The organism is Shewanella litorisediminis (genome assembly GCF_016834455.1).
GTDB classification, from domain to species: domain Bacteria; phylum Pseudomonadota; class Gammaproteobacteria; order Enterobacterales; family Shewanellaceae; genus Shewanella; species Shewanella litorisediminis.
In genome coordinates, this window is sequence record NZ_CP069213.1 from 2427167 (window position 1) to 2450230 (window position 23064).

The following is a 23064-nucleotide window of genomic DNA, read 5'->3' on the forward strand; positions in this document are numbered from 1 at the left end:
GAAACCATTTTGGTTTCCCTTTTTTATGCCCTCAATTTGTCATCTATTCACGATAAGATTTTTTTCGGATTAAATTTAAAAGCAACTCATGGGGATATGTCATTTCCAGCCAAAAGCACACATTTTCGTGTGGCAATGACCGGGATCCTTTGCTTGACTTAGACACTCCCCCAAGGTGCAGGAGAGCATCATGATCTGTTTCAAGTACAGCCTGAATCAGGATTCTGTCGAGTTGCAGGCCAGCGACTGGAGTGGCTTGGAGCGTGTCTACGTCAACGGTGAAATGGTCTCAAGTAAGCTGAATTTTGCAGGGCAGAGTGAACACCAGGTTCCATTGAAAGATGGAAACAAGGCTAAGTTTCAATTATTTATCGACCCTCAAACTGAAGAAGTCATGTGCCGTATCTATAAAAAAGGCCAGCTGGTCGCAAGCCTCAAACAGGGGCAGCAAAATCTCTCTCGCGCGCAAAATCTACTGTGGCAGTCTTTACTGGGTGTCAGCATGGTGGGCGGTTTGGTCATCCTGATGGTGCACTAGGCAAGCCATATCACGGCATCCCTTAACGCTGACATTGTGCTGGGCTTCATCCGACATCAGCCTTGCGTTTATTGATAACCACGCACAAAAAGACCGGCAGAGAGCCTGTCTTTTTGTTATCGGAATGCCGCTTGACGAAGCGTAAGCGTTATTCCGTGTGATTTATCTTATTCAGCAACTTCATCAGTAAATTCTGCTCTTCCTCATCCAGCTCGGCCATAAACTTGTCGTTTACCCGCTCTGCCTCACGGATAAGATCCTGCTCAAGGGCTTTGGCTTCGTCCGTCAGAAAAATCTTAAAGGCACGGCGGTTATCAGCTTCCTGATGGCGGGTAATGAGTCCCTGCACCTGCAGCTGGTCCAATAGGCGGGTCATGGTGTAGTTGGCCACGTCACAGCGGCGCGACAGCTCGGTTTGGGTAATACCTTCTTCCTGCCAAAGCGCAAACAATACCGGCCAGAGTTTTATGTCCAGCTGATAGCGCTTCAGGCGTTGATCCAGCTCATTGGCAATGGCCACATTGAGATGGGACACCAAATAACCAAGACTCTTCTGACGATTCAAACAGCACCTCCCGTCGTTCAAGCTGCTGGCCAGAAATCACGGCCACCTTCTTAATACTATCACCGAAAGCACAATACACTAGCGGCCCAGCGCAAATTCAGTCTTTGCCACACAGCAGTAATTCAGCATAACGATAGAAGCAAGCACGGCTCATGCTCCCTGTCTTCAATTCGGGAAGCGAGATAAAAACCCCCTCTTCCATCGGTGCAATATCGGTTCGCGCCACCCAGTACTCTATGCCCAACACACAGGTAAGCAGCAGTCGGTCAGCACGAGGCTCAAAATCCACTATCACCACAGGTGTCCTGGCTACTGCCACTTTAACGCGTTCCACCGGTGTTACCAACGCCCAGCCGCCGTCATACGGCCTGAGGATGCCCATAAAGAGCCGGGCAAACTTATCGGGCAAAGGCTCACCCTGATAGTACCAGCGGCCACCTTCATCTATATCAAACAGTGGCTGTTCGCTGCAAAGGGGGGGAAGGGCCAGTTTCTCCATGGCAGCGAAAGCGTCGGTATCTGCAGCCCCCCCCTGGGGATTAGACTCGGCTGACAGCAACTGATGGCCTGGCACCTGTTTCATGGCTTATTCGCCCTTTTGATTGTGAATGCTCTACAGGCTAAACCAATGAGAGACAGAACTGAATATGCAAAGGCCCCTGCTTACTCAGCGACGGGGCCTTTGATCAACTGATGGGCCTTTTTGTTCAATTAAAGGCCGTGTTCAGATAGAGAATCTGATTCAGATAAGCTCCAGCAGCGCTTCCAGCGGATGCTTGGGCCTGAAACCAGAGAAACGCTTGACCTGAGAACGGCACGAATAACCTGACACCAGGATCTCCGCTTTCGATGTTCCATCAATCCCCTCTTTCCAGGACATATCGTAGAGCGTTTGCGAACGCTCAAGGTTATCCAGCTCGTGGCCATAGGTGCCCGCCATGCCGCAGCAGCCAAGGTTCTTGACCTTAAGCGAGGCGCCGAATCTGGCAAAAATGGCACTCCACTCCTTGGCGGTACCCGGCTTGGCGGTGGACTCGGTACAGTGGCTGAACCAGGTATAGGCGCGGCCCGAGGACTCACGCTGTGGCAGTTCACTCAGCACATCCATCAGCCACTCGTTGGCAAGTTTGATGTTGAAGTCGCCGCGATCCTTGCCCAGCGCCACCTTGTACTCATCCCGGTAAACCAGCACCATGGCCGGATCCACGCCCACCATGGGCATTTCAAGCTTACTGAGCTCGTTGAAGAAGGCTGCCGCCGAACCGGCGGTTGCGGCGAACTTATCAAGGAAGCCCTTGATATGAGCAGGCTTGCCGTTGGGTTTGAATGGCAGCAGCACGGGCTTGTAGCCAAGCTTCTCAATCAGCTTTACAAAGTGATACACCAAACCTGCGTCATAGAAGCTGTTGAATGGGTCCTGGGCCACCAGCACATAGCGGCTGCGCTCTGCTGCCGGAATGCGTTTCAGTGACTCAAGGTCATACCCCAGACTCTGATGGCTCTCAAGCCGCTGGGTCAGGGTTGGCACCGACAACTTGGGTGCATCCACGTAGCCGATGGCTTTCTTGATAACCCACTGCGACAAACCATTTTGCGACAGGGCATTCACCAGTTTCGGCGCCTTGGCCATGAGTGGCAGCGCATCTTCGATACCCGCCACCAGATAGTCTTTCGGCGGACGCAGGTAACGCTGGTAGTAGATATTGAAAAACTGGGCGCGGAACTTGGGCACATCCACCTTGACCGGGCACTGACCCGAGCAGGCTTTACAGGCAAGGCAGCCCTTTAAGGACTCCATCACCTCGTGGGAATAATCGTACTCTTCCTTGGCTTTGAGGCTATTTTGCGCCCGCTGCAGCAGCCCAAGGGGCTTGGATTTGGCCAGCTGCTCCACATCCACGCCTTCGGCTTCCAGAAGCCTTAACCATTCGCGCATCAGCGACGAGCGGCCCTTGGGAGACTGAATGCGGTCGCCGGTTGCCTTGAATGACGGACACATGGGCGAATAGGCCGAGTAGTTAAAGCACAGACCGTTGCCGTTGCAGTTCATCACATCCGGGAAGGCTTCGCGCACTTTCAGCGGAATTTGCCTATCGAAGCTGCCGCGCTTGGCGCTGTCGACGTTATAAAAGAGCTCGCCCTTGTCCTTTGGCGCCACCAGCTTGCCGGGATTGAGGCGATTGTCAGGGTCAAACCAGCCCTTGATGTCCTGCAGCACACCGTAAAGCTCGTCGCCAAACACCGCCGGACCGTACTCGCCGCGCACACCCTTGCCGTGCTCACCCCACATTAGGCCGCCGTATTTGAGGGTAAGCGCCGCCACTTCGTCGGAAATGGTTCGCAATAGTTTTTCATCCACGAGGTCACACATATCCAGCGCGGGCCGTACGTGCAGCACCCCTGCATCCACGTGGCCAAACATGCCGTATTGCAGCTTGTGGCCATCGAGCAGCGCACGAAACTCCATGATAAAGTCGGCGAGCTTCTCAGGTGGTACGGCAGTATCTTCGGCAAAGGCTATGGGTTTTCGGCTGCCTTTCGCAGCGCCCAAGAGGCCCACGGCCTTTTTGCGCATGGCGTAGATTTTCTCGATGCTGGCCTTATCGTGGGTGCTTTGAAAGCCGACCACGCCACACTCGCCACTTTCGATTTGCTGAGTAAGCACGGCTTCGAGCGCCGCCAGTTTGGCGTTTACTTCGGCTTCATCGCCGGCAAACTCCACCATATTGAGGCCATCGATATGCTTGCCGGGCACGTCCTGAATAAGCTCACTCACCGAGTGCCAGACAATGTCTTCACGGGCAAGGCCCAGCACCTTGGAGTCCACAGTTTCCACCACGGTAGCATTGGCGGCCACCAGAGATGGCGCGTGACGCAGCGCCGATTCGAAGGAATCGTACTTGATATTGACCATGGCACGCTGCTTGGGCAACGGCGTGAGATTCACCTTGGCTTCGGTGATAACCGCCAGCGTGCCCTCGGAGCCGGTAAGAATTCGGCTTAAATCGAACTGACTCAGCTCATCATTCCACACATGCTCCAAATCGTAACCGGTCAAAAAGCGATTAAGACGAGGGAAGCGCTTTTTCACCAGCTCACGCTTATCGCGGCACACGGCAGAAATATTGGCAATCAGCTTACCGGCAAGAGTGGTGCGGTCCACCGCATCCAGGCGTTCTGACGCCAGGGGGGCAGAATCCAGGACTGAGCCATCGATAAGCACGCTCTTGAGGCCAAGTACATGGTCAGAGGTTTTGCCGTATACCAGCGAGCCTGCGCCCGAAGCATCGGTGTTAATCATGCCGCCCAGGGTGGCGCGGTTGGAGGTGGACAAGTCGGGACTGAAGAAAAAACCATGGGGCCTTAAGGCATCGTTGAGTGCATCTTTCACCACACCGGCCTGCACCCGTGCCCAACCTTCCTCGGCGTTGACTTCCAGCACCTTATTCATATGGCGCGACAAATCGAGGATAAGACCGTGGGTCAGGGACTGACCATTGGTGCCGGTGCCGCCGCCGCGGGCGCTGAATACCACCTCGCGAAACTCGTCTTTGGCGGCGAGCTGCATCACCCGCTGCACATCCAGCGTGCTCTTGGGATAGAGCACGGCCTGGGGCAGAAACTGATACACGGAGTTGTCAGTGGCCTGCACTATGCGGGCGCTGTAACGGGTATCTATCTCGCCGTCAAATTCGCCGGCAAGTGCCTCGAGAAAGGCCAGATAAACGGATTCCAGGGTTTGCTGGTGAGAAAGCAGGGGTAACATGCACGGTATCTGTGTTGTTGTTTTATGCGGGCATTATAAACAAAAAAAAGCCGCTAAAAAGCGGCTTTTGTTACACATCGGTAAAAAGTGGCGCCGGTGGCGCCGACCTTTAGTGAATGTGACTATTTTTACCCGTTAACCGTGGGCTTCAGCCAGATACAGCCAGGTATCAATCACAGTGTCAGGGTTCAGCGACACGGTATCAATGCCCTGCTCCACCAGCCAGGCGGCGAAGTCGGCGTGATCCGATGGGCCCTGCCCACAGATACCCACGTAAGCGCCCTTGGCCTTGGCAGCCTTGATGGCCATGGCCAGCAGCGCCTTAACGGCTTCGTTACGCTCATCGAACAGGTGGCTGATGATGCCGGAGTCACGGTCCAGACCCAGAGTCAGCTGAGTCAGGTCGTTAGAGCCGATGGAGAAACCATCGAAGTGCTCCAGGAACTGCTCGGCCAAGAGGGCGTTGGATGGCAGTTCGCACATCATGATAACGCGCAGACCGTCTTTACCACGCTCAAGGCCTTGCTCTTTCAGGAGTTCAATCACCTGCTCGGCTTCACCCAGGGTGCGCACGAATGGGATCATGATTTCCACGTTCTTCAGACCCATGTCGTTGCGAACGCGCTTGATGGCTTCACATTCGAGGGCGAAACAGTCGCGGAACGACTCAGAGATATAACGGCTGGCGCCACGGAAGCCCAGCATTGGGTTCTCTTCCTCTGGCTCGTAGCGGTCACCGCCCACCAGGTTGGCGTACTCGTTTGACTTGAAGTCAGACATACGCACGATCACCTTCTTCGGATGGAAGGCCGCCGCGATGGTGGCGATACCTTCAACCAGACGGGCCACGTAGTATTCAACAGGCGAGTCGTAACCGGCGATCATCTCGTTGATTTCTTCCTGCAGGGCAGCTTCCTGCTGGTTGAACTCGAGCAGCGCCTTGGGGTGAATACCAATCATGCGGTTGATGATGAACTCAAGACGGGCCAGACCCACACCCTCGTTTGGCAAACGGGCGAAGTCGAAGGCGCGGTCAGGGTTACCCACGTTCATCATTATCTTCATTGGCAAGTCGGGCATGGAATCCACGCGGCTGGAGATCACTTCGAACTCCTGCTTGCCATCATAGATGTAGCCAGTGTCGCCTTCGGCGCAGGATACAGTCACCATCTGGCCGTTCTGAATACGGTCGGTAACGTCGCCACAACCCACAACGGCTGGTACGCCCAGTTCACGGGCGATAATGGCAGCGTGACAGGTACGGCCACCACGGTTGGTCACGATGGCGCTGGCGCGCTTCATGATAGGTTCCCAATCCGGGTCGGTCATGTCGGTAACGAGTACGTCACCTGGCTGAATTTTGTCCATCTCTTCAATGGAGTTCAGCACCTTGGCAACACCGGAGCCAACCTTGTGACCGATGGCGCGGCCTTCGCTGATAACAGGACCACGGCTCTTCAAGTGATAGCGTTCAATCAGCTGAACGTCTTCACGTGAACGTACTGTCTCAGGACGGGCCTGAACGATGTACAGCTTGCCATCGTTGCCATCTTTGGCCCACTCGATGTCCATTGGACGACCATAGTGCTTCTCGATGATGATGGCTTGCTTGGCCAGTTCCATCACCTCGGCATCGTTGATGGAGAACTGGCGACGGTTTTCCACGCTCACATCTTCAATTTTCACCTGCTTACCGTGTGAAAGATCGTCTGAGTAGACCATCTGGATAAGCTTGGAACCGATGTTGCGGCGAACCACGGCCTGGTGGCCGGCGGTCAGGGTTGGCTTGTGAACGTAGAATTCGTCAGGGTTAACCGCGCCCTGCACCACCATTTCACCCAGACCGTAAGATGAGGTCACGAATACCACATCATCGTTACCGGATTCGGTGTCGATGGTAAACATTACGCCAGAGGCGGCTTTGTCGGAACGTACCATGCGCTGCACACCGGCAGACAGGGCTACACCACGGTGGTCGTAACCCTGGTGCACGCGGTAAGAAATCGCGCGGTCGTTAAACAAAGACGCAAATACGTGCTTGATAGCCACCAATACGGCATCATAGCCTTTCACGTTCAGGAAGGTTTCCTGCTGACCGGCGAAAGAGGCATCAGGCATGTCTTCGGCGGTAGCAGAGGAACGAACGGCAAAGGAGGCTTCGGTGGTTTCACCGGAGAGTTTGTTATAGGCCTCGTGGATGGCCTGCTCGAGTTCGGGTTGGAAAGGGGTTTCGATAACCCACTGTCTGATCTGTGCACCCACTTTCGCCAGTGCGTTAACATCGTCGACGTCCAGAGTGTCAAGGATGTCATAAATCTTCTGGTTTACTCCGCTTTGCTCAAGGAACTCATTGAATGCATGAGCCGTGGTTGCAAAGCCACCGGGGACTTGAACACCTGCGTTGGCGAGATTACTGATCATCTCGCCCAGTGAAGCGTTCTTGCCGCCAACTTTGTTGACGTCGCCCATGCCCAATTCCTGATACCAGAGTACATATTGCTGCACAGTTCTATCTCCGCATGTTTATTTAGTTGGCCCCTTCACACCGGGGCAGCGGCATTTTACACTTCGGGGCATTAAGCGTAAATCTATAATTTTCTTTGTAATTTTATTACTACATGAGGTTGGTATGGCTCGTAAAGTTTTCTACATTTCCGATGGAACGGCGATCACAGCAGAAGTTTTCGGCCATGCAGTACTTTCTCAATTTCCTATGGAATTTGAAGCAATTACCATTCCATTCGTCGAAACCAACGCCAAAGCGGAAGCGGTGAAAAAACAGATAAATGATAGTTTTATTACAACAGGAGAGCGGCCTCTGGTATTTCATTCCATCGTAAAGCCGGAAATCAGGGATGTTATCTATTCCAGTGAAGGGCTGGATTATGACTTTTTGAACACCTTCGTTGCGCCACTTGAACAACAATTAGGCGTCAGTGCGGCGCCGGTGCTCCATCGCACCCACGGAAAAGCCAATCACAGCTACGAAGCCCGTATCGATGCCATTAACTTCGCCATGGAAAACGACGACGGCCAAACCTTAAAACACATGGATAAGGCGGATATTATTCTGTGCGGCGTGTCACGTTGTGGCAAAACCCCATCCAGCCTGTATCTGTCGATGCAATTTGGTATCAAGGCTGCCAATTATCCTTTTACAGAGGATGACATGGACAACTTAAAGCTGCCTGAAGCGCTCAAGCGTAATAAAAGCAAGCTCTTTGGCCTGACCATCGACCCGGTGCGCCTGCAGGAAATCCGCCAGAGCCGGATGGAGAACAGCCGCTACTCTTCTTTGCGCCAGTGTCGGATGGAAGTCAAAGAAGTGGAAATGATGTTTAAGAAGGAACGCATACCTTATATAGACACCACCAATCACTCGGTGGAAGAAATTGCCACGAAAATCCTCGATATGACGGGTATGGAACGTCATATGTTCTGAGGTTGGCTGCATTGGTCAATCGGATCTAACTTAAATCAAATTCGTTGCACAGTTGTCGATTAATTACACGATCGGCACTGTGCAGCCCGTCACTATTGGTTATAATCCGGTTCAATCTGGCGATAAGCCCGCACCAAACCGGTATGCTGAATGACGATTAAGACTGACGAACTACGTACATCCCTTCTTTGTAAAGTAATTTCACCATCACAACTGGCCGCTGAATACCCGCTGACACAAGACGCGGCAGACTATCTGGTGGCACAGCGCCGTGAGGTGGAAGCCATTCTGACCGGTGAGGATCCACGTCTTCTGGTGATCATTGGCCCCTGCTCTATTCACGATACCGAAGCCGCGCTGGAATATGCCGGGCGCCTGGCGAAACTGCACCATGAACTGAAAGACGATCTCTGCATTCTGATGCGGGTATATTTTGAAAAGCCGCGCACTATCGTTGGCTGGAAAGGCCTGATTTCAGACCCGGATCTGGACGGGAGCTTCAGCGCCAACAAGGGTTTGCGCCTTGCCCGTCACCTGCTGCAGCAGATCACCGAGCTCAAACTCCCCATCGCCACTGAGTTTTTGGATATGGTGAACGGTCAGTACATCGCCGACCTTATCACCTGGGGCGCTATCGGTGCCCGTACCACCGAAAGCCAAATCCACCGCGAAATGGCCTCGGCACTGTCATGCCCTGTGGGCTTTAAAAACGGCACCGACGGCAATATCAATATCGCCGTGGATGCCGTGCGCGCCGCCAAGGTGCCGCACATCTTTTACTCTCCGGACAAAGACGGCCACATGTCGGTATACCGCACCCACGGTAATCCCTACGGCCACATTATTCTGCGTGGTGGCAAGAACCCCAACTACACAGAAGAACACGTGCAAAAGGCCCACGAGCAGCTCAAGGCCACCGGCATAGACACCGGCATGGTGATTGACTTCTCCCACGGCAACAGCCAAAAGCAGCATAAAAAGCAGCTGGAGGTAGCCGAAGACGTAATGGCGCAAATCCGTGCCGGCTCCACCGCAATTGCCGGCATCATGGCAGAGAGCTTTATTGAGGAAGGTAATCAGGCGGTAGTAGAAGGTCAGAGCCTCTGCTACGGCAAGTCCATTACCGATGCCTGCCTGAGTTGGGGCGATACCGAGCCGCTGCTTCGCAATCTGGCCGCCGCTGCACGGGTACGCCGCGAGCTGAAAAAGTAAGCCACTTACTTCATGTGCAATAAAAAAGCCTCCATCCGGAGGCTTTTTTATTATCAGTTCTCTGAGCCCTATTATTCATGCAACCACCACACAGGTCAGTTAACAGTCTGGCTGGTTGAGTCCATAGCAATCCCCCCAATTCACATCGTTTCAATCGCATATTCCATGACAGCAAACCAGCGAAAAGGCTATACTGCGCGCCTTTTGAGTAAACTTCAGATTTGTCTGCATAACCCCAAGGTTGCCGTATGCCACTGACTGACACCCAGCCCCAATTTCATGAGGCCATTGCCCGCCGTATTGACGCCTCTGAAGCGCGCGTTATCAAAGCGGTTTTTCCGTCCAACACCAATCACCACAACACCCTGTTTGGCGGTGAAGCCCTGGCCTGGATGGATGAAACCGCCTTTATCGCAGCAACGCGATTTTGCCGAAAAACGCTGGTCACAGTGAGCTCTGACAGAATCGACTTTAATAAAGCCATTCCCGCAGGTAGCCTGGCAGAATTGGTAGCCCGGGTGATCCACGTGGGTAACACCAGCCTCAAAGTCGAAGTGAATATTTTCGTTGAAGACATGTATCAGGACAAAAGAGAGCACGCCATCCGTGGCGTCTTCACCTTTGTCGCCGTAGATGAAAATCGCAAACCCACCCAAGTCTGGCCACATGCATAACTGGCACCGGCAGCGTTGAACAGCTTAAGGGCATTTGCACTAACGCACCTGCCCTTAATGCCGAATAAGACTTTAGTCTAACCTCATGGAAAATTAAGACATTCAAGGCAATAGCCCCGGATAAATCCATAGGATAATTGGGCATTCTTCTGTTACATTGGTTTTATTGCGCATCTGTGACGATAAGAAATATAACCGCATCATGAAGCTCGAGAATCTCAATGTGATCATCGCCGACGATCACCCACTGTTTCGCAACGCCCTCAGGCAAGCCTTGTCCAGCGCCTTTGCCGATACCCGCTGGTTCGAAGCTGACAGTGCAGATGCACTGCAGCAGCTGCTGGATAAACCCGAAGTGGATTACGATCTGGTGCTGCTGGATTTGCAGATGCCAGGCTCCCACGGCTACTCAACCCTGATACATCTTCGCTCCCACTACCCTGACATTCCGGTGGTGGTGATTTCGGCCCACGAAGACGCCCAAACCATCAGCCGCGCCATCCACTATGGCAGCGCAGGTTTTATTCCCAAATCAGCCTCCATGGAAACCCTCACCGAAGCCATGAGTGCCGTGCTCTATGGCGATATCTGGCTGCCGGACGGGGTGGAAATCATCAAGATTGAGGAAGATGGCACCGACCAGGTGGCGGGCAAACTGGCAGACCTGACGCCGCAGCAATACCGGGTATTGCAAATGTTTGCCGAAGGCCTGCTCAACAAACAAATCGCCTACGATTTAGGGGTATCAGAAGCCACCATCAAGGCCCACGCCACGGCGATTTTCAGAAAGCTTGGGGTGAGAAACCGAACCCAGGCCGTCATTGCATTGCAGCAGCTTGAAATGGACAAAGTCGATTTGGGTCCGAGCCACTGAACAAATGGCACGCCAAGCCGCACACTTAAGGTAAGGCGCAAAAACCAACGACATAAAAGGCCGCATCCCATGCGGCCTTTTACTTTCTGGCATCAGCCCCTGAGGCTTTCGCGCAGTTGATAGTACAGCATGCCAATGGCCAGTGCCTGATTGCCAAACCACTCATTTAACGGAATGCGCCAGTGCTTCATGCCCGCAAAGAGGCCAAATTCATGCAGGTCGCCATCAATGGCTTTAGCCATGATTTCAGACATGATATGGCTGGTCGCCACCCCATGGCCTGAATAGCCCTGACAGTAATAGACATGCTCAGAGACTTTGCCGAGCTGCGGAATGCGGTTTAGCACAATCCCCGCCATACCGGCCCAGGCAAATTCTATCTCTACCCCCTTAAGGCGGGGGAAGGTACGCTCGATGGCGGGACGAAGCTCTTCAGCCACATTCTTGGGATCCCGGCCACTGTAGTTGGTACCGCCACCAAACATCAGTCGGTTGTCGGCGGTAAGCCGATAATAATCCAGCACAAAGCGGCAATCATAGACAGCAAGATTGTGGGGATTGATGGCCTTCGCCACTTCATCAGATAAGCGTACAGTCGCGCAGTTGCCAAGGGATGCGGGAAATAACATGCCCCTCAGCTTCGGGCGCCCCAGCTTGTGATAGGCATTGCCGGCAATGAGCACCTTGCTTGCGGTGACGCTGCCAAAGGCTGTTTTCACCACGGGGCGAGCCCCCTCAATAATATCCATTACCTGAGAGTCTTCGAAAATCTTAACCCCAAGGCCTTCGGCCGCCCTTGCCTCACCGATGCAGAGATTAACCGAATGCAGGTGCATATTTTTCTTATTGAGCAAGCCACCGTGGTAAAGGGGTGACTCGAGATACTGGGGCATCTCATCTTTTCCGACCAAAGACACCAGGTCACCCATACCGCGGCGCCCGGCTTCATCCAACATGGATTTGAGTTCGTCCATATGTGCCGGCTTATATGCAGTGTGCAAGTGGCCATGGCGTAAGTCACAGTCGATGTTGTACTTTGCAACCCGGTTTTTGATGATGTCGTGACCGCGCCAGCGCAGCGCCCAAACAAAATCCTCAGCCTCAGCGCCAATGCGATTTCTCAGCTGTTTGGTCATGGCCTGGTCGCCGGACAAGGACCCAGTGACCTGGCCACCGTTACGGCCGGTCGCGCCCCAGGCAATCTTATTGGCTTCAAGCAGCACCACCTTGTAACCCCGTTCGACCAGTTCAAGTGCTGTGTTTACACCGGTAAATCCGCCACCGATTACCACCACATCTGTCTGAATATCCTCCGTTAATCGCGGATAGTCAGTTTCGTGTTGAATGGTCGCATTGTAGTAAGAGCCGCAACGAGCTTGCATGGGGAGTCCTGTTGTTTTTTATTTTTTACAGATGTTAGCGATATATCCAACAGAAGGTCAATGGGTGAACCGAATTTAGTTCACCCATTGGAAAATCCCCTAAAAAACCGCGCCTTAAAAACAGCATTGAATACACCTTGGAGGGTTACCTCAATGCATACGGCTTATTTCACCAGACTTGAAATCAACGCCCTCAGCGCGGCCGGTTTTACCATTTTCGCCATGTAGTGATAGCCCCGTCGCTGTACGTCTTCCACCAAATCTTTGCGGGTATTGGCGGTGATAAGAATGCCGGGCAAGTGCTCGCCGTAGAGGGCACGTATCCCGTCCATGGCATCCACGCCGTTTTGGCCATCATCCAGGTGATAATCTGCCAGTACTATGTCCGGCGCCAGCCCCTTGAGGCCAAGCTTGATACGGGCGTCACCCAGATCCCGCGCGCAGATCACTTCACACTGCCAGCGCCTGAGCAGGCTCTCAAGCCCGGCAAGGATAGCCTCTTCGTTGTCGATACAAAGCACCTTCACCCCTGCCAGTGGCTGCAATACCGTGGGGCGGCGGGTTGGCACTGGGGTCGATACGGTTTTACCAAGGGGCACAGAGATAGAAAACACCGAGCCACGCCCCAGCACAGAAGCCACCTTGATATCGTGGCCGAGCACCTTGCTTATTCTGTCAGCAATGGCCAGCCCCAGCCCCAACCCACTGACTCCTTTACTTTGAGGGTTTGACAATCTTTTGAATTCTTTGAAAATTTCATGAAGCTCGCGCTCATCAATACCACAGCCCGTGTCCAGCACCTGAATTTCAAGCTCACCCGGGCGATGGCGACAGCCCAGCAGCACCCTGCCCCCACGGGCATAGCGGTAGGCATTGGTCAAAAAGTTCTGCAACACTCGCCTCAGCAGGCCCGGATCGGAATTGATGGTGGCACTGGACGACACCATGGAAAAACGAATTTGGTTGTCCTTGCCCATGGCATCGAATTCCACCGCCAATCCGGAGAGGATATCCGACACCGCAAAATCACGACGATTCACCTCCACCATGCCAGAATCGAGCTTGGAAATATCCAGAAGATCGGTGAGCAACTCGCCGGCAATTTTCAGTGAACTGTTCACATGGGATAAGGTGGTGCGAGCCTCATCGTCGAGATTGGTGTATTGGGAAAGGGATGCCGTAAAAAGCCGTGCGGCGTTAAGCGGCTGCATCAGGTCATGACCCACCGCCGCCAAAAAACGGCTTTTGGACGCGTTGGCCATCTCTTCCTGAGCCTTGGCTTCCAGCAACTGGCTATTGAGCATGGCGAGCTCATACGTCCGTTCTTTTACCCGGCTTTCCAGAGTTTCATTGGCGTCTTTCAGCGCCCGCTCCTGGGCGCGGTACTGGGTGATGTCGGTAAAGGTCATCACAAAGCCGCCATCCGGCATAGGATTACCCTGAATTTTAATGACCTTGCCGTCGCTGCGCTCCCGTTCAGAGGTATGAGGGGTGCCGTTTCGCATATGTTGTACCCGGCGCTCAACCTGCTCTTCAATGTCGCCCACGCCACAGTAGCCACGGGCGGCATTAAAGCGAATGACTTCACTGATGGGCATGCCCGGCTGCAGGAAGTTATCCGGATACTGGTAGAGCTCACCATAACGGGCATTCCAGGCGACCAGATTCAGGTCTTTATCCACCACACTGATGCCTTCATAGGCGTGCTCAATGGCTCCCCTGAGCATTTCCTGACTCAGGATGACCTTGGAGGAGGCCTCATCCACCAGGGACAGCACTTCATCCAGCGCCAGATCCCGCCCGGCAATCACTGAATCAAGCACCAGCGCCGCGCTGGAGGCTCCAAGCACGCCGGAAAGCAGATGTTCGGTGTGGGCGATGAGTTCCGGCGATGCAGCCTTATTCCAGCTGTCACGGTTGACAGCCTCAGGGGAAAAGCGACTGAAGCTCTCATAGGCGCGGGTTGGGCTGATAAAACGGCTCAACAAAATCAGCAAGTCCTGCTGAGAAATGGGGCCACTGCGGCGACTGCCCGTCGTTTTAAGCTCCCCCGGTGACACAAAGCTACTGGCCTGAATACGCTCTACCACACCGGCCCTGAACCAGATGGAGCCCAGTACATAAAATACCGAGTTCACCATGATGACCAGCAGGGTGTCAGAGACATTCGGGCTGATGTAGGACAGCAGCCACACATCCGATAACCCGGCGCTGGCGAGGCGCTCACCGGCGCCCTGCAGTAAAATCCACACCCAAAGGCCAAAGCCGGCCGCCAGCCCCAGGAACACACCGGCACGATTACCGTGCTTCCAGTAAAGACCACCAACCAACGCCGGGGCGAGCTGTGCAAAGGCACCGAATGCCAACATGCCCAAATGCGCCAGAGAGTCGCTGTCGGCAAGGTACAAAAACGACAGATATCCTATGCCCAGAATGATGACTATCGCCAATCGACGGGCATTCAATAAAAACAGGGAAAACTGGGCGAAGTTCTTCTTACGGATACGGCCGCTTCTGAGCATCAGCGGCACCAGCCATTCGTTACTTATCATGATGGAGATGGTGACCACGGCCACTATCACCATGCCTGTGGCGGCGGATAAGGTGCCCAAAAGGGCGACAATGGCGAGGCCATCGGCATTGAGGGCGAGCGGCAGGTTAATCACATAACTGTCGGCGGGCACACTGTCGCCAAGAAGCAGCTTACCGGCCAGAGCCAGCGGCGCCACAAAAAGCCCGAAGAGGGCGATATAGACAGGGAATATCCAGCGCCCACGGCGCAGCACACCCTCCCCGGCACATTCCACCACCATCACGTGGAATTGTCGCGGCATACACAAAAATGCGGCAATGCCGACCACCAAATCAGGCAGTATAGCTTCGAGTCTGAGCCTGGGGTGTTCGATTATTCCGGCTTCATCGGCCTGCTGCCAGATATCCGAAAAACCGTCGAACACCCCAAAGCTGATAACCATACCCACCAACAAAAAGGCCGCCAGCTTCACCAAAGATTCGAAGGCGATGGCGAGCATCATACCCGGGTTGTGTTCTGTGGCATCCAGCTTTCGGGTACCAAAGAGGATGGCAAACACTGCCAGCAACACGGAAATAATCAGCGCCACACTCATGCCGTCCAGCGGCTGCCCCGCTTCCTGAAAGAGATTCAGCGACGCCACCATGGCCTTAAGCTGTAACGCGATATAAGGCATGATGCCAAAGAGCGCGATAAGGGTAACCAGGGCCGCAAGCCCCTGGGACTTGCCATAACGGGCGGCGATAAAGTCGGCCACCGAGGTAATATTCTGGGCCTTGGACACCACCACCATTTTACGCAGCATGCCAAAGCCAAAGGTAAAGATGAGTATGGGTCCGAGGAAAATGGGCAAAAATGACCAAAGATCCCCCGCCGACTGGCCAACCGTGCCCAGGAAACTCCAGGACGAGCAATATACCGCCAGACTCAGACCATAAATCCAGGTTTGCAGCTTCTTGGTCACGCCGCTGAACCAACGCTCGGCGCCCCATGCCAACAGGAAGAGGAGAAAGACGTAAAAAACCGCAATCACGGCAACAAAGAGGGTCAGATTCATAGTATGCTCATTTTTTTAGCCCATTGTGCCTTGAAAACTGCTGGAAATCCAGCCAACAACCTAAGCGCAACAGGTTAAAAAATAAGGGAAAATATAAACTAGACCAAGGTCTAATAGTGTGTGAGGGGTGCCATGCCCATACTCAAGCTCACGCAACAAATTATAAAAGGGAAGCCCTATGAGCACGCAGTCTCTCTACTCAGTGCCCGCCGATATCGCCGCGAATGCACTGGTAAACAACGAACAATATCAAAAGATGTACCAGAAATCCGTCGCCAATCCCGAGGATTTCTGGGGAGAGCATGCCAAACGCATCGATTGGATAAAGCCTTTCACTCAGGTCAAGGACACTTCCTACGACGACCAGAATCTGTACATCAAATGGTTCCATGACGGCACACTCAATGCCTCTGCCAACTGCCTCGACCGCCATCTGGCCTCCAAGGGTGATGATATCGCCATCATTTGGGAAGGCGACGATGCCAGCGAGCAGCGCAAGGTCACCTACCGTGAACTGCACGCCGAAGTGTGTCAGTTTGCCAATGCCCTCAAGGCTCAAGGTGTAAAGCGCGGTGATGTGGTCACCATTTATATGCCCATGGTGGTCGAAGCGACCGTCGCCATGCTCGCCTGTGCCCGCATAGGTGCCGTGCACTCAGTTGTGTTTGGTGGCTTCTCGCCAGACTCCATCGCATCCCGCGTCATTGACGGTAAGTCCAAACTGCTTATCACCGCCGATGAAGGGGTGCGCGGTGGACGTAAAATTCCCCTTAAAGCCAATATCGATGAGGCCTTGAGCCGCCCCGATGTGACCACAGTGGAATCCGTTATCGTGCTCAAACGCACCGGCGGCGCAGTAAACTGGGTCGAAGGCCGCGACAAGTGGTGGCATCAGGTAACTGACGCTGCCGCAACAGACTGCCCGGTTGAGGAAATGGGCGCCGAAGACCCGCTGTTCCTGCTGTATACCTCAGGCTCCACCGGAAACCCCAAAGGCGTGCTGCACACCACGGGTGGTTATCTGGTTTATGCCGCCATGACCCACGAATATGTGTTTGATTACAAACCCGGTGAAGTTTACTGGTGCACCGCCGACGTGGGCTGGATCACCGGCCACAGCTACATGGTGTATGGGCCACTGGCCAATGGCGCCACCATCCTTATCCATGAGGGTATCCCCAACTTCCCAAGCCCTGCGCGCCTGGGTGAAATCGTGGACCGTCATCAGGTAAACATCCTGTACACAGCCCCAACCCTTATCCGTGCGCTCATGGCTGAAGGCAAGCAACACTTTGACAAGTTTGATGGCAAGTCGCTGCGCATCATGGGCTCGGTAGGTGAACCCATCAACCCGGAAGCCTGGCGCTGGTACCATGAAGTCATTGGCCATGAACATTGCCCCATCGTGGATACCTGGTGGCAAACAGAAACCGGTGGCATCCTCATCACCCCGCTGCCCGGCGCCACAGACACCAAACCCGGGTCGGCCACCCGTCCCTTCTTTGGTGTACAGCCCGCATTGGTGGACAACGAAGGCAACATCCTCGAAGGCGCCACCGAAGGCAACCTGGTGCTGCTGGACTCCTGGCCCGGTCAGATGCGTACTGTCTACGGCGACCACGAGCGCTTTGTGCTGACCTATTTCAAGACCTTCCGCGGCATGTATTTCACCGGTGACGGTGCCCGCCGTGACGAAGACGGTTACTACTGGATCACCGGCCGTGTGGATGACGTGATTAACGTGTCCGGCCACCGCCTCGGTACCGCCGAAGTGGAAAGCGCCCTGGTTGCACACGACCTGGTCGCCGAAGCGGCTGTGGTGGGTTACCCCCACGATATCAAGGGTCAGGGTATTTATGCCTATGTGACCCTGACCAAGGGCACAGAGGCCACCGAAGAGCTGCGTCAGGAGCTGCGTCAGTGGGTGCGTAAAGAAATCGGCGCCCTAGCGACTCCCGATTTGATCCAGTGGGCCAGCGGCTTGCCCAAGACCCGCTCCGGCAAAATCATGCGTCGCTTCCTGCGTAAGATTGCGGCAAACGAAATCACCAACCTGGGTGATGCTTCCACCCTGGCCGACCCATCGGTTATCGATACCCTTATCGAAAGCCGCTTGAATCGCGCCGACTAACCAACCTTTCTTCTCCTCGAGCTTGGCCCCTGAATAAGGGGCCTTTTTTTGCCTGAAATTCAACGTCTCCCAACCCAAGGTGGTACAATCATCGCCTTTCATTCATGCCACACGATACGCGCCATCAGCCGACAATGACGATAAAACTCAGGGATTATCAGCAAGATGCCATAGATGCGACTCTGGCTCACTTCAGAGCGAGTCGTGAGTCAGCCCTGTTGGTGCTGCCGACAGGTGCCGGTAAGAGTCTGGTGATAGCTGAGCTTGCACGCCTGGCCAAAGGACGGGTATTGGTGCTGACCCACGTAAAGGAGTTGGTGGCGCAAAATGCCCAAAAGGTGGATACGCTTGCGGGCAATGCCAGCATCTATTCTGCCGGGCTCGGGGAAAAAGACACCGGCGGCAAAACCGTGATTGCCGGCATTCAGTCGGCAGCGGTCAATGTCGCGGCCTTTGATGCGCCATTTTCCCTGGTGATCATCGATGAGTGTCACAGGGTGAGCCTTGACGAAAACAGCCAGTATCGGCAGCTATTCAGTCAGCTGCGGGAAAAGAACCCGGATCTCTTGCTGCTTGGGCTCACCGCCACCCCCTACCGTTTGGGGGAAGGCGCAATTTACAAACGCCATGTGCGCGGTCATGTGGGCAATCCCGACAAGGGCGTGTTCGATGTCTGTATCTTTGAGTTGCCCATCCGCAGTTTGATTAAGCAAGGGTATTTAACCGAGCCGCTGCTGCTCGATGGCCTCGCCGCCCAATATAACTTCGCCGCACTCAAAGCCGCTGACGATGCGGATTACCAGGAGGCCGAAGTGCAGGCCATTCTGGATACCAGTACCCGGGCCACGACCACCATCATTGGTCAGATAAAGGCTCTGGCCCAGCAGCGTCTCGGCGTTATTATTTTTGCGGCCACAGTGCGTCATGCCAGAGAAATCATGGCGCTGCTGGACGAAAGTGCAGCGCTCATTACCGCCGACACCCCAGGGCCTGAGCGCGATAACATCATCACCGCCTTTAAAGCACAGGAACTGAAATTTCTGGTGAATGTGGCCGTGCTCACCACAGGCTTTGACGCGCCCCATGTGGATTTGATTGCCATACTGCGGCCCACGGCGTCGGTGAGCCTGTTCCAGCAAATGGCGGGACGCGGACTCAGGCTATACCCGGGCAAGGCCGAGTGTCTTATTCTCGACTATGCTGCCAACGGCTTCAGCCTGTTTCACCCGGATGTGGGCAAGCCCAGACCCGACAGCAAAAGTGTGCCCGTGCAGGTACCCTGCCCGGCCTGCGGCTATGCCAACCTCTTTTGGGGCAAAGCCGATGCCGATGGCGACATTGTCGAGCACTATGGCCGGCGCTGTCAGGGTTTGCTTGAAGATGGCAATCAGTGTGACTTTCGCTTTCGCGCACGCATCTGTCCCGATTGCGGCGCTGAAAATGATATTGCCGCCAGAGTCTGTCGTGGCTGCGATTCGGCCCTTGTGGACCCGGACAAACACCTCAAAGCCGTGCTGGCACACAAGCATCACCACCTGTTTAAAGTGAGCGACATGCATCTTGGGGCCACCGAGTCGGGCCTCGAGGTGACCTATCTGGATATGGATGGCAACCAGTTTGTCGAGCGTTTTAAATTGCAAACGCCGGCGCAGAAGAAAGCCCTGTACGCCGCATTTTTACTGCGTCACCAACGGGCGCCGGGGTTACCCCTGCCCAAATATCCAGACGCTGAAGCCCTGATAAAAGACAGTGCCAGATTCAGGGCACCGGAGCTGCTTTTGCTGAAAAAGAGCAAGTTTGGCTGGCAGCTGGTAGACAAGTTTTTTGATTACCGTGGCAAGTATCAAACCCGCACAGGTTTTGCAGACTAAAAACGGCCACGGATTACCAAACCACCCCGGCTGTGATATAACAGCCACACAGTATCGTTCTGAGGAGACTACATGTACGTTGTAATTTTTGGCCGTCCCGGCTGCCCCTATTGCGTTCGCGCCGAGCAACTTTGTGAGCAGCTTGCCGAAAAACGTGAAGACTTCCGCTTCCGCTATGTTGATATCCATGCCGAAGGGATCAGCAAAGAGGACTTGTCCAAAACCGTAGGCAAACCCGTGGAAACTGTGCCACAGATTTTTGTGGACAAGACCCATGTGGGTGGCTGTACCGACTTTGAGGCCTATGTTCGCGAGCACAATCTGCTGGCCTGAGCCAAATACAAAAAGCCTGCTTAATGCAGGCTTTTTGTTGGGTGTTCAAACTCTTGCTGGTACGCAAATGGATTCATGGCTAAGCTGAATTAATCCCGGCCGCCGCTACCTGAGATGCAACATGGACTCTACGCTATCCACCATCATTGAAAAGGTTTCCAATACCCGAGGTGAAGCTTTTTTTAACAGCATAACCCTGGCACTTCACGATGCCATAGGTGCAGATTTTACCTTCGTCGCCAGGCTGGATAGAGAAAACTACAGTTCACATACCCTGGCATTGGTGGCTGATGGCAACTTGGTTGACAACATTTCCTACTCCCTCGCCAATACCCCTTGCGCCAATGCGGCCGACGACTCTGTGTGCTGTTACCGCGCCGATGTCACTGCCACTTTTCCAGATGATCTGATGCTGCAGGACATGGGGATTGAAGGCTATCTCGGCACGCCGCTGCACAATCTTAAGGGAGAGGTGATGGGGATCATAGTTGCACTCTATCGTCGTCCCATCCAGGACCACACCTGGGCGCTGGAGCTGTTCAAACTGTTTTCCGGACGCATAGAAGCCGAGCTTGACCGTGTGGCACACGAAAAAAAGCTCGAACAAGCCAATCAATCGCTGGAGTCCAAGGTTGCCGAGCGTACCGAGCACCTTAACCGCGCCATTGCGGATTTAAAGCAGGCGCAGGACAAGCTGATAGAATCAGAAAAAATGGCGGCCATGGGCAGTCTGGTGGCGGGCCTTGCCCATGAGGTGAACACGCCTCTGGGCGTTGCCATTACCAGCTATAGCGTGATTAAAGAGCACAAAGACACACTGGTAAATGCGTATCGCAGCGGCGAGCTCTCCACCGAGCAATTGGATGAATTTCTCGATGTCTGCGATAACGCGCTGTCGCTGTTGGATGTCAATCTGCACCGAGCGGTGGATCTGGTTGAAAGCTTTAAACGCACGGCAGCGGATCAACACACCAACGATACCGAGCATGTGAATCTGGCGCAGTATTACCATCAGGTCGTTACCGCCCTCAAACCGCTGCTAAAAACCATGCAGGCACAGGTGAAGCTTGAAATCCCAACTGATTGGGACGTGGATACCATTCCGGGCGCCCATTCGCAGATCCTCACCAACCTGCTCAGTAACAGTATCAGCCATGGCTTTATCCAGGGAGCAGACAATCAAATCCACATCCGTGGCGAGCGCCTTGCCGATGGGAGTTACCGCATTCACTACAGTGACAACGGCAGGGGCCTGAGTGAAGAAGCCAGAAAACGCATTTTTGAGCCTTTTTATACCACCGCGCGAAGTAGAGGTGGCATAGGTCTGGGGATGAGCATTGTGTTTAACCTGGTTCATCAACAGCTAAATGGGAGCCTGGACTTGCCCGATTCAGATAAGGGCTTTGCGATGGAGTTCAGCTTTAAGGGATAAACCTGAATACTTCAGGCAATAGAAAAGGCGAACAGAGTTCGCCTTTTTACGTTTTTCAGACTGAAAGCTAACTGCGCTTAGAGCACATACTTGGCCGAGAAAATCACCCGGTTCAGATCGCCATCAACGCCGTTTTCTTTGCTGTTGGTGGCAAACATGTATTCCACACCAAAGGTCAGTGGCTTGCTTGGTGAGTACAGCAGGTTTACATAGGCCGAATAGGCATCCTTACTCACATTCTCTCCGGTGATGTCGACATTATTGTCAACTTTCATACCGGACAGGGTGAAGCTTGAGCGCCACTGCTCATTCCACCAATGGCGGTAAGAAACAAAGCCACCATAGGAGCCGATGGTATCGAGCTGTCCATCGCCATCCACTGAAGCAGCATTGGCAAAGTTAAGGCCCATATACCGACCCAAACCCTCGCCCCAGGTGGCGGTAAACTTAAGATCGTCCTTACCCAATGGGATCACACCGGCAAAACTGGCGCCATAGCCAAAAACAGAGTCATCAACGTTAGATTTTTCGAGATTGAGTTGTCTGCCGATGGCTGCCACAGAAAACGAAGCGCCGCCTTCGGTTTTGAAGTTATAGCGCGCCACCAAATCAGGCATCATGCCGCTGCCGCTGGTAATTCGGTCGCTCCCTCCTGATATGATACCTGTTTTGGGATCTTGTTTTCCTGATATCGTGGTCTCTGGATTTTCAACAGCAAACTGGAAGCCGCCATTGGTGTAACGCAGCTGTGCCTGACGCACAAAGGGGGTGCCGTCAGCCGCGCCGACGAAATCAAGGTTTTCGGGCAATGCACCGGGATTCTGGAACGTGGTCCAGGTCTGGCCCACGGTCCAGTTATCGTAGCTGACAAAGGCATGGCGAATACGGGGGGAATAACTGTTAGAAACCCGCTCGTTACCGTCTGTATGGGTCATAAAATCCAGCTCGATAAAGCCAGTCAGGGTATGTCCATCCAGATCTGTGGTGGTTTTAAAGTTGAAACGGGTTTCACGGGCCTGAAAATCAACAACCTGCTCGCCGTTACCCGCTTTGCCGTAGATGGTGCCTGGCACATAGAACTGACGGGATAAATCCCCCGACTCGGGTGCGCCATTGCTGTAATCACTGAACATCACATCGGCCTTGATATAGCCGCCAAACTTAAAATCGGTTTTTCCGGTTTCTGCGACGGCAGCGCCTGACATCGCCAGAAGCGCACTGGCCAGCGCAAGTGAGACTGGTGCTTGTTTCATT

General features: G+C 53.9%; 16 protein-coding genes. 9 read left to right on the forward strand and 7 right to left on the reverse strand.

The window, feature by feature from the left end:
- Positions 1–190 precede the first annotated feature (190 nt).
- Positions 191–538, forward strand: a complete 348-nt coding sequence (locus tag JQC75_RS10570; protein WP_203324079.1) for a hypothetical protein — start codon at positions 191–193, stop codon at positions 536–538.
- 148 nt (positions 539–686) lie between these two features.
- Here JQC75_RS10570 and JQC75_RS10575 read toward each other — a convergent pair whose 3' ends face one another.
- The 4 genes from JQC75_RS10575 to ppsA form a co-directional block, all read right to left on the reverse strand.
- On the reverse strand, positions 687–1103 hold the full coding sequence (locus tag JQC75_RS10575; RefSeq protein ID WP_203324080.1) for a MarR family winged helix-turn-helix transcriptional regulator: 417 nt from the start codon (positions 1101–1103) through the stop codon (positions 687–689).
- 97 nt (positions 1104–1200) lie between these two features.
- Positions 1201–1686 carry a DUF1285 domain-containing protein gene (locus JQC75_RS10580; protein ID WP_203324081.1) on the reverse strand — a complete coding sequence of 162 codons (486 nt, stop codon included), beginning with the start codon at positions 1684–1686 and terminating at the stop codon, positions 1201–1203.
- A gap of 159 nt (positions 1687–1845) precedes the next feature.
- Complete coding sequence (ydiJ, locus tag JQC75_RS10585; protein WP_203324082.1) at positions 1846–4869, reverse strand: D-2-hydroxyglutarate dehydrogenase YdiJ; 3024 nt, start codon at positions 4867–4869, stop codon at positions 1846–1848.
- A gap of 135 nt (positions 4870–5004) precedes the next feature.
- Positions 5005–7374 carry a phosphoenolpyruvate synthase gene (ppsA, locus tag JQC75_RS10590; RefSeq protein WP_203324083.1) on the reverse strand — a complete coding sequence of 790 codons (2370 nt, stop codon included), beginning with the start codon at positions 7372–7374 and terminating at the stop codon, positions 5005–5007.
- Positions 7375–7498: 124 nt separating this feature from the next.
- Between ppsA and ppsR the strand changes: the two genes are divergently transcribed.
- The 4 genes from ppsR (at position 7499) to JQC75_RS10610 (ending at position 11071) form a co-directional block, all read left to right on the forward strand.
- Positions 7499–8311 carry a posphoenolpyruvate synthetase regulatory kinase/phosphorylase PpsR gene (ppsR, locus tag JQC75_RS10595; RefSeq protein WP_203324084.1) on the forward strand — a complete coding sequence of 271 codons (813 nt, stop codon included), beginning with the start codon at positions 7499–7501 and terminating at the stop codon, positions 8309–8311.
- A 150-nt stretch (positions 8312–8461) separates the two neighbouring features.
- Positions 8462–9523 (forward strand): 3-deoxy-7-phosphoheptulonate synthase, encoded by a 1062-nt coding sequence (locus JQC75_RS10600; RefSeq protein WP_203324085.1) that lies wholly within the window; start codon positions 8462–8464, stop codon positions 9521–9523.
- Positions 9524–9771: 248 nt separating this feature from the next.
- On the forward strand, positions 9772–10197 hold the full coding sequence (locus tag JQC75_RS10605) for an acyl-CoA thioesterase (RefSeq protein ID WP_203324086.1): 426 nt from the start codon (positions 9772–9774) through the stop codon (positions 10195–10197).
- 202 nt (positions 10198–10399) lie between these two features.
- Entirely contained in the window at positions 10400–11071 is a 672-nt protein-coding gene (locus tag JQC75_RS10610; RefSeq protein ID WP_203324087.1) for a response regulator transcription factor, read from the forward strand.
- A gap of 92 nt (positions 11072–11163) precedes the next feature.
- Here the strand turns inward: JQC75_RS10610 and JQC75_RS10615 are convergent, their stop codons facing one another.
- Positions 11164–12453, reverse strand: coding sequence for an NAD(P)/FAD-dependent oxidoreductase (locus tag JQC75_RS10615; RefSeq protein WP_203324088.1), 1290 nt, complete (start codon positions 12451–12453; stop codon positions 11164–11166).
- A 164-nt stretch (positions 12454–12617) separates the two neighbouring features.
- Complete coding sequence (locus tag JQC75_RS10620; RefSeq protein WP_203324089.1) at positions 12618–16043, reverse strand: hybrid sensor histidine kinase/response regulator; 3426 nt, start codon at positions 16041–16043, stop codon at positions 12618–12620.
- A gap of 178 nt (positions 16044–16221) precedes the next feature.
- Here JQC75_RS10620 and acs point away from each other — a divergent pair, with 178 nt between their 5' ends.
- The 4 genes from acs to JQC75_RS10640 all read left to right on the forward strand — a co-directional run bounded on the left by acs (position 16222) and on the right by JQC75_RS10640 (position 21810).
- The gene (gene acs / locus JQC75_RS10625) at positions 16222–18174 is read left to right on the forward strand and encodes an acetate--CoA ligase (protein ID WP_203324090.1); all 1953 of its coding nucleotides are present in this window, start codon (positions 16222–16224) and stop codon (positions 18172–18174) included.
- 134 nt (positions 18175–18308) lie between these two features.
- Positions 18309–20045 (forward strand): DNA repair helicase RadD, encoded by a 1737-nt coding sequence (gene radD / locus JQC75_RS10630; protein ID WP_203324091.1) that lies wholly within the window; start codon positions 18309–18311, stop codon positions 20043–20045.
- A gap of 72 nt (positions 20046–20117) precedes the next feature.
- Positions 20118–20378: a GrxA family glutaredoxin gene (locus JQC75_RS10635; RefSeq protein ID WP_011760194.1), complete on the forward strand. Its 261-nt coding sequence runs from the start codon at positions 20118–20120 to the stop codon at positions 20376–20378.
- Positions 20379–20499: 121 nt separating this feature from the next.
- Positions 20500–21810 (forward strand): sensor histidine kinase, encoded by a 1311-nt coding sequence (locus JQC75_RS10640; RefSeq protein WP_203324092.1) that lies wholly within the window; start codon positions 20500–20502, stop codon positions 21808–21810.
- A gap of 77 nt (positions 21811–21887) precedes the next feature.
- Here JQC75_RS10640 and JQC75_RS10645 read toward each other — a convergent pair whose 3' ends face one another.
- Positions 21888–23063 (reverse strand): DcaP family trimeric outer membrane transporter, encoded by a 1176-nt coding sequence (locus JQC75_RS10645; protein WP_203324093.1) that lies wholly within the window; start codon positions 23061–23063, stop codon positions 21888–21890.
- Position 23064: the final 1 nt, after the last annotated feature.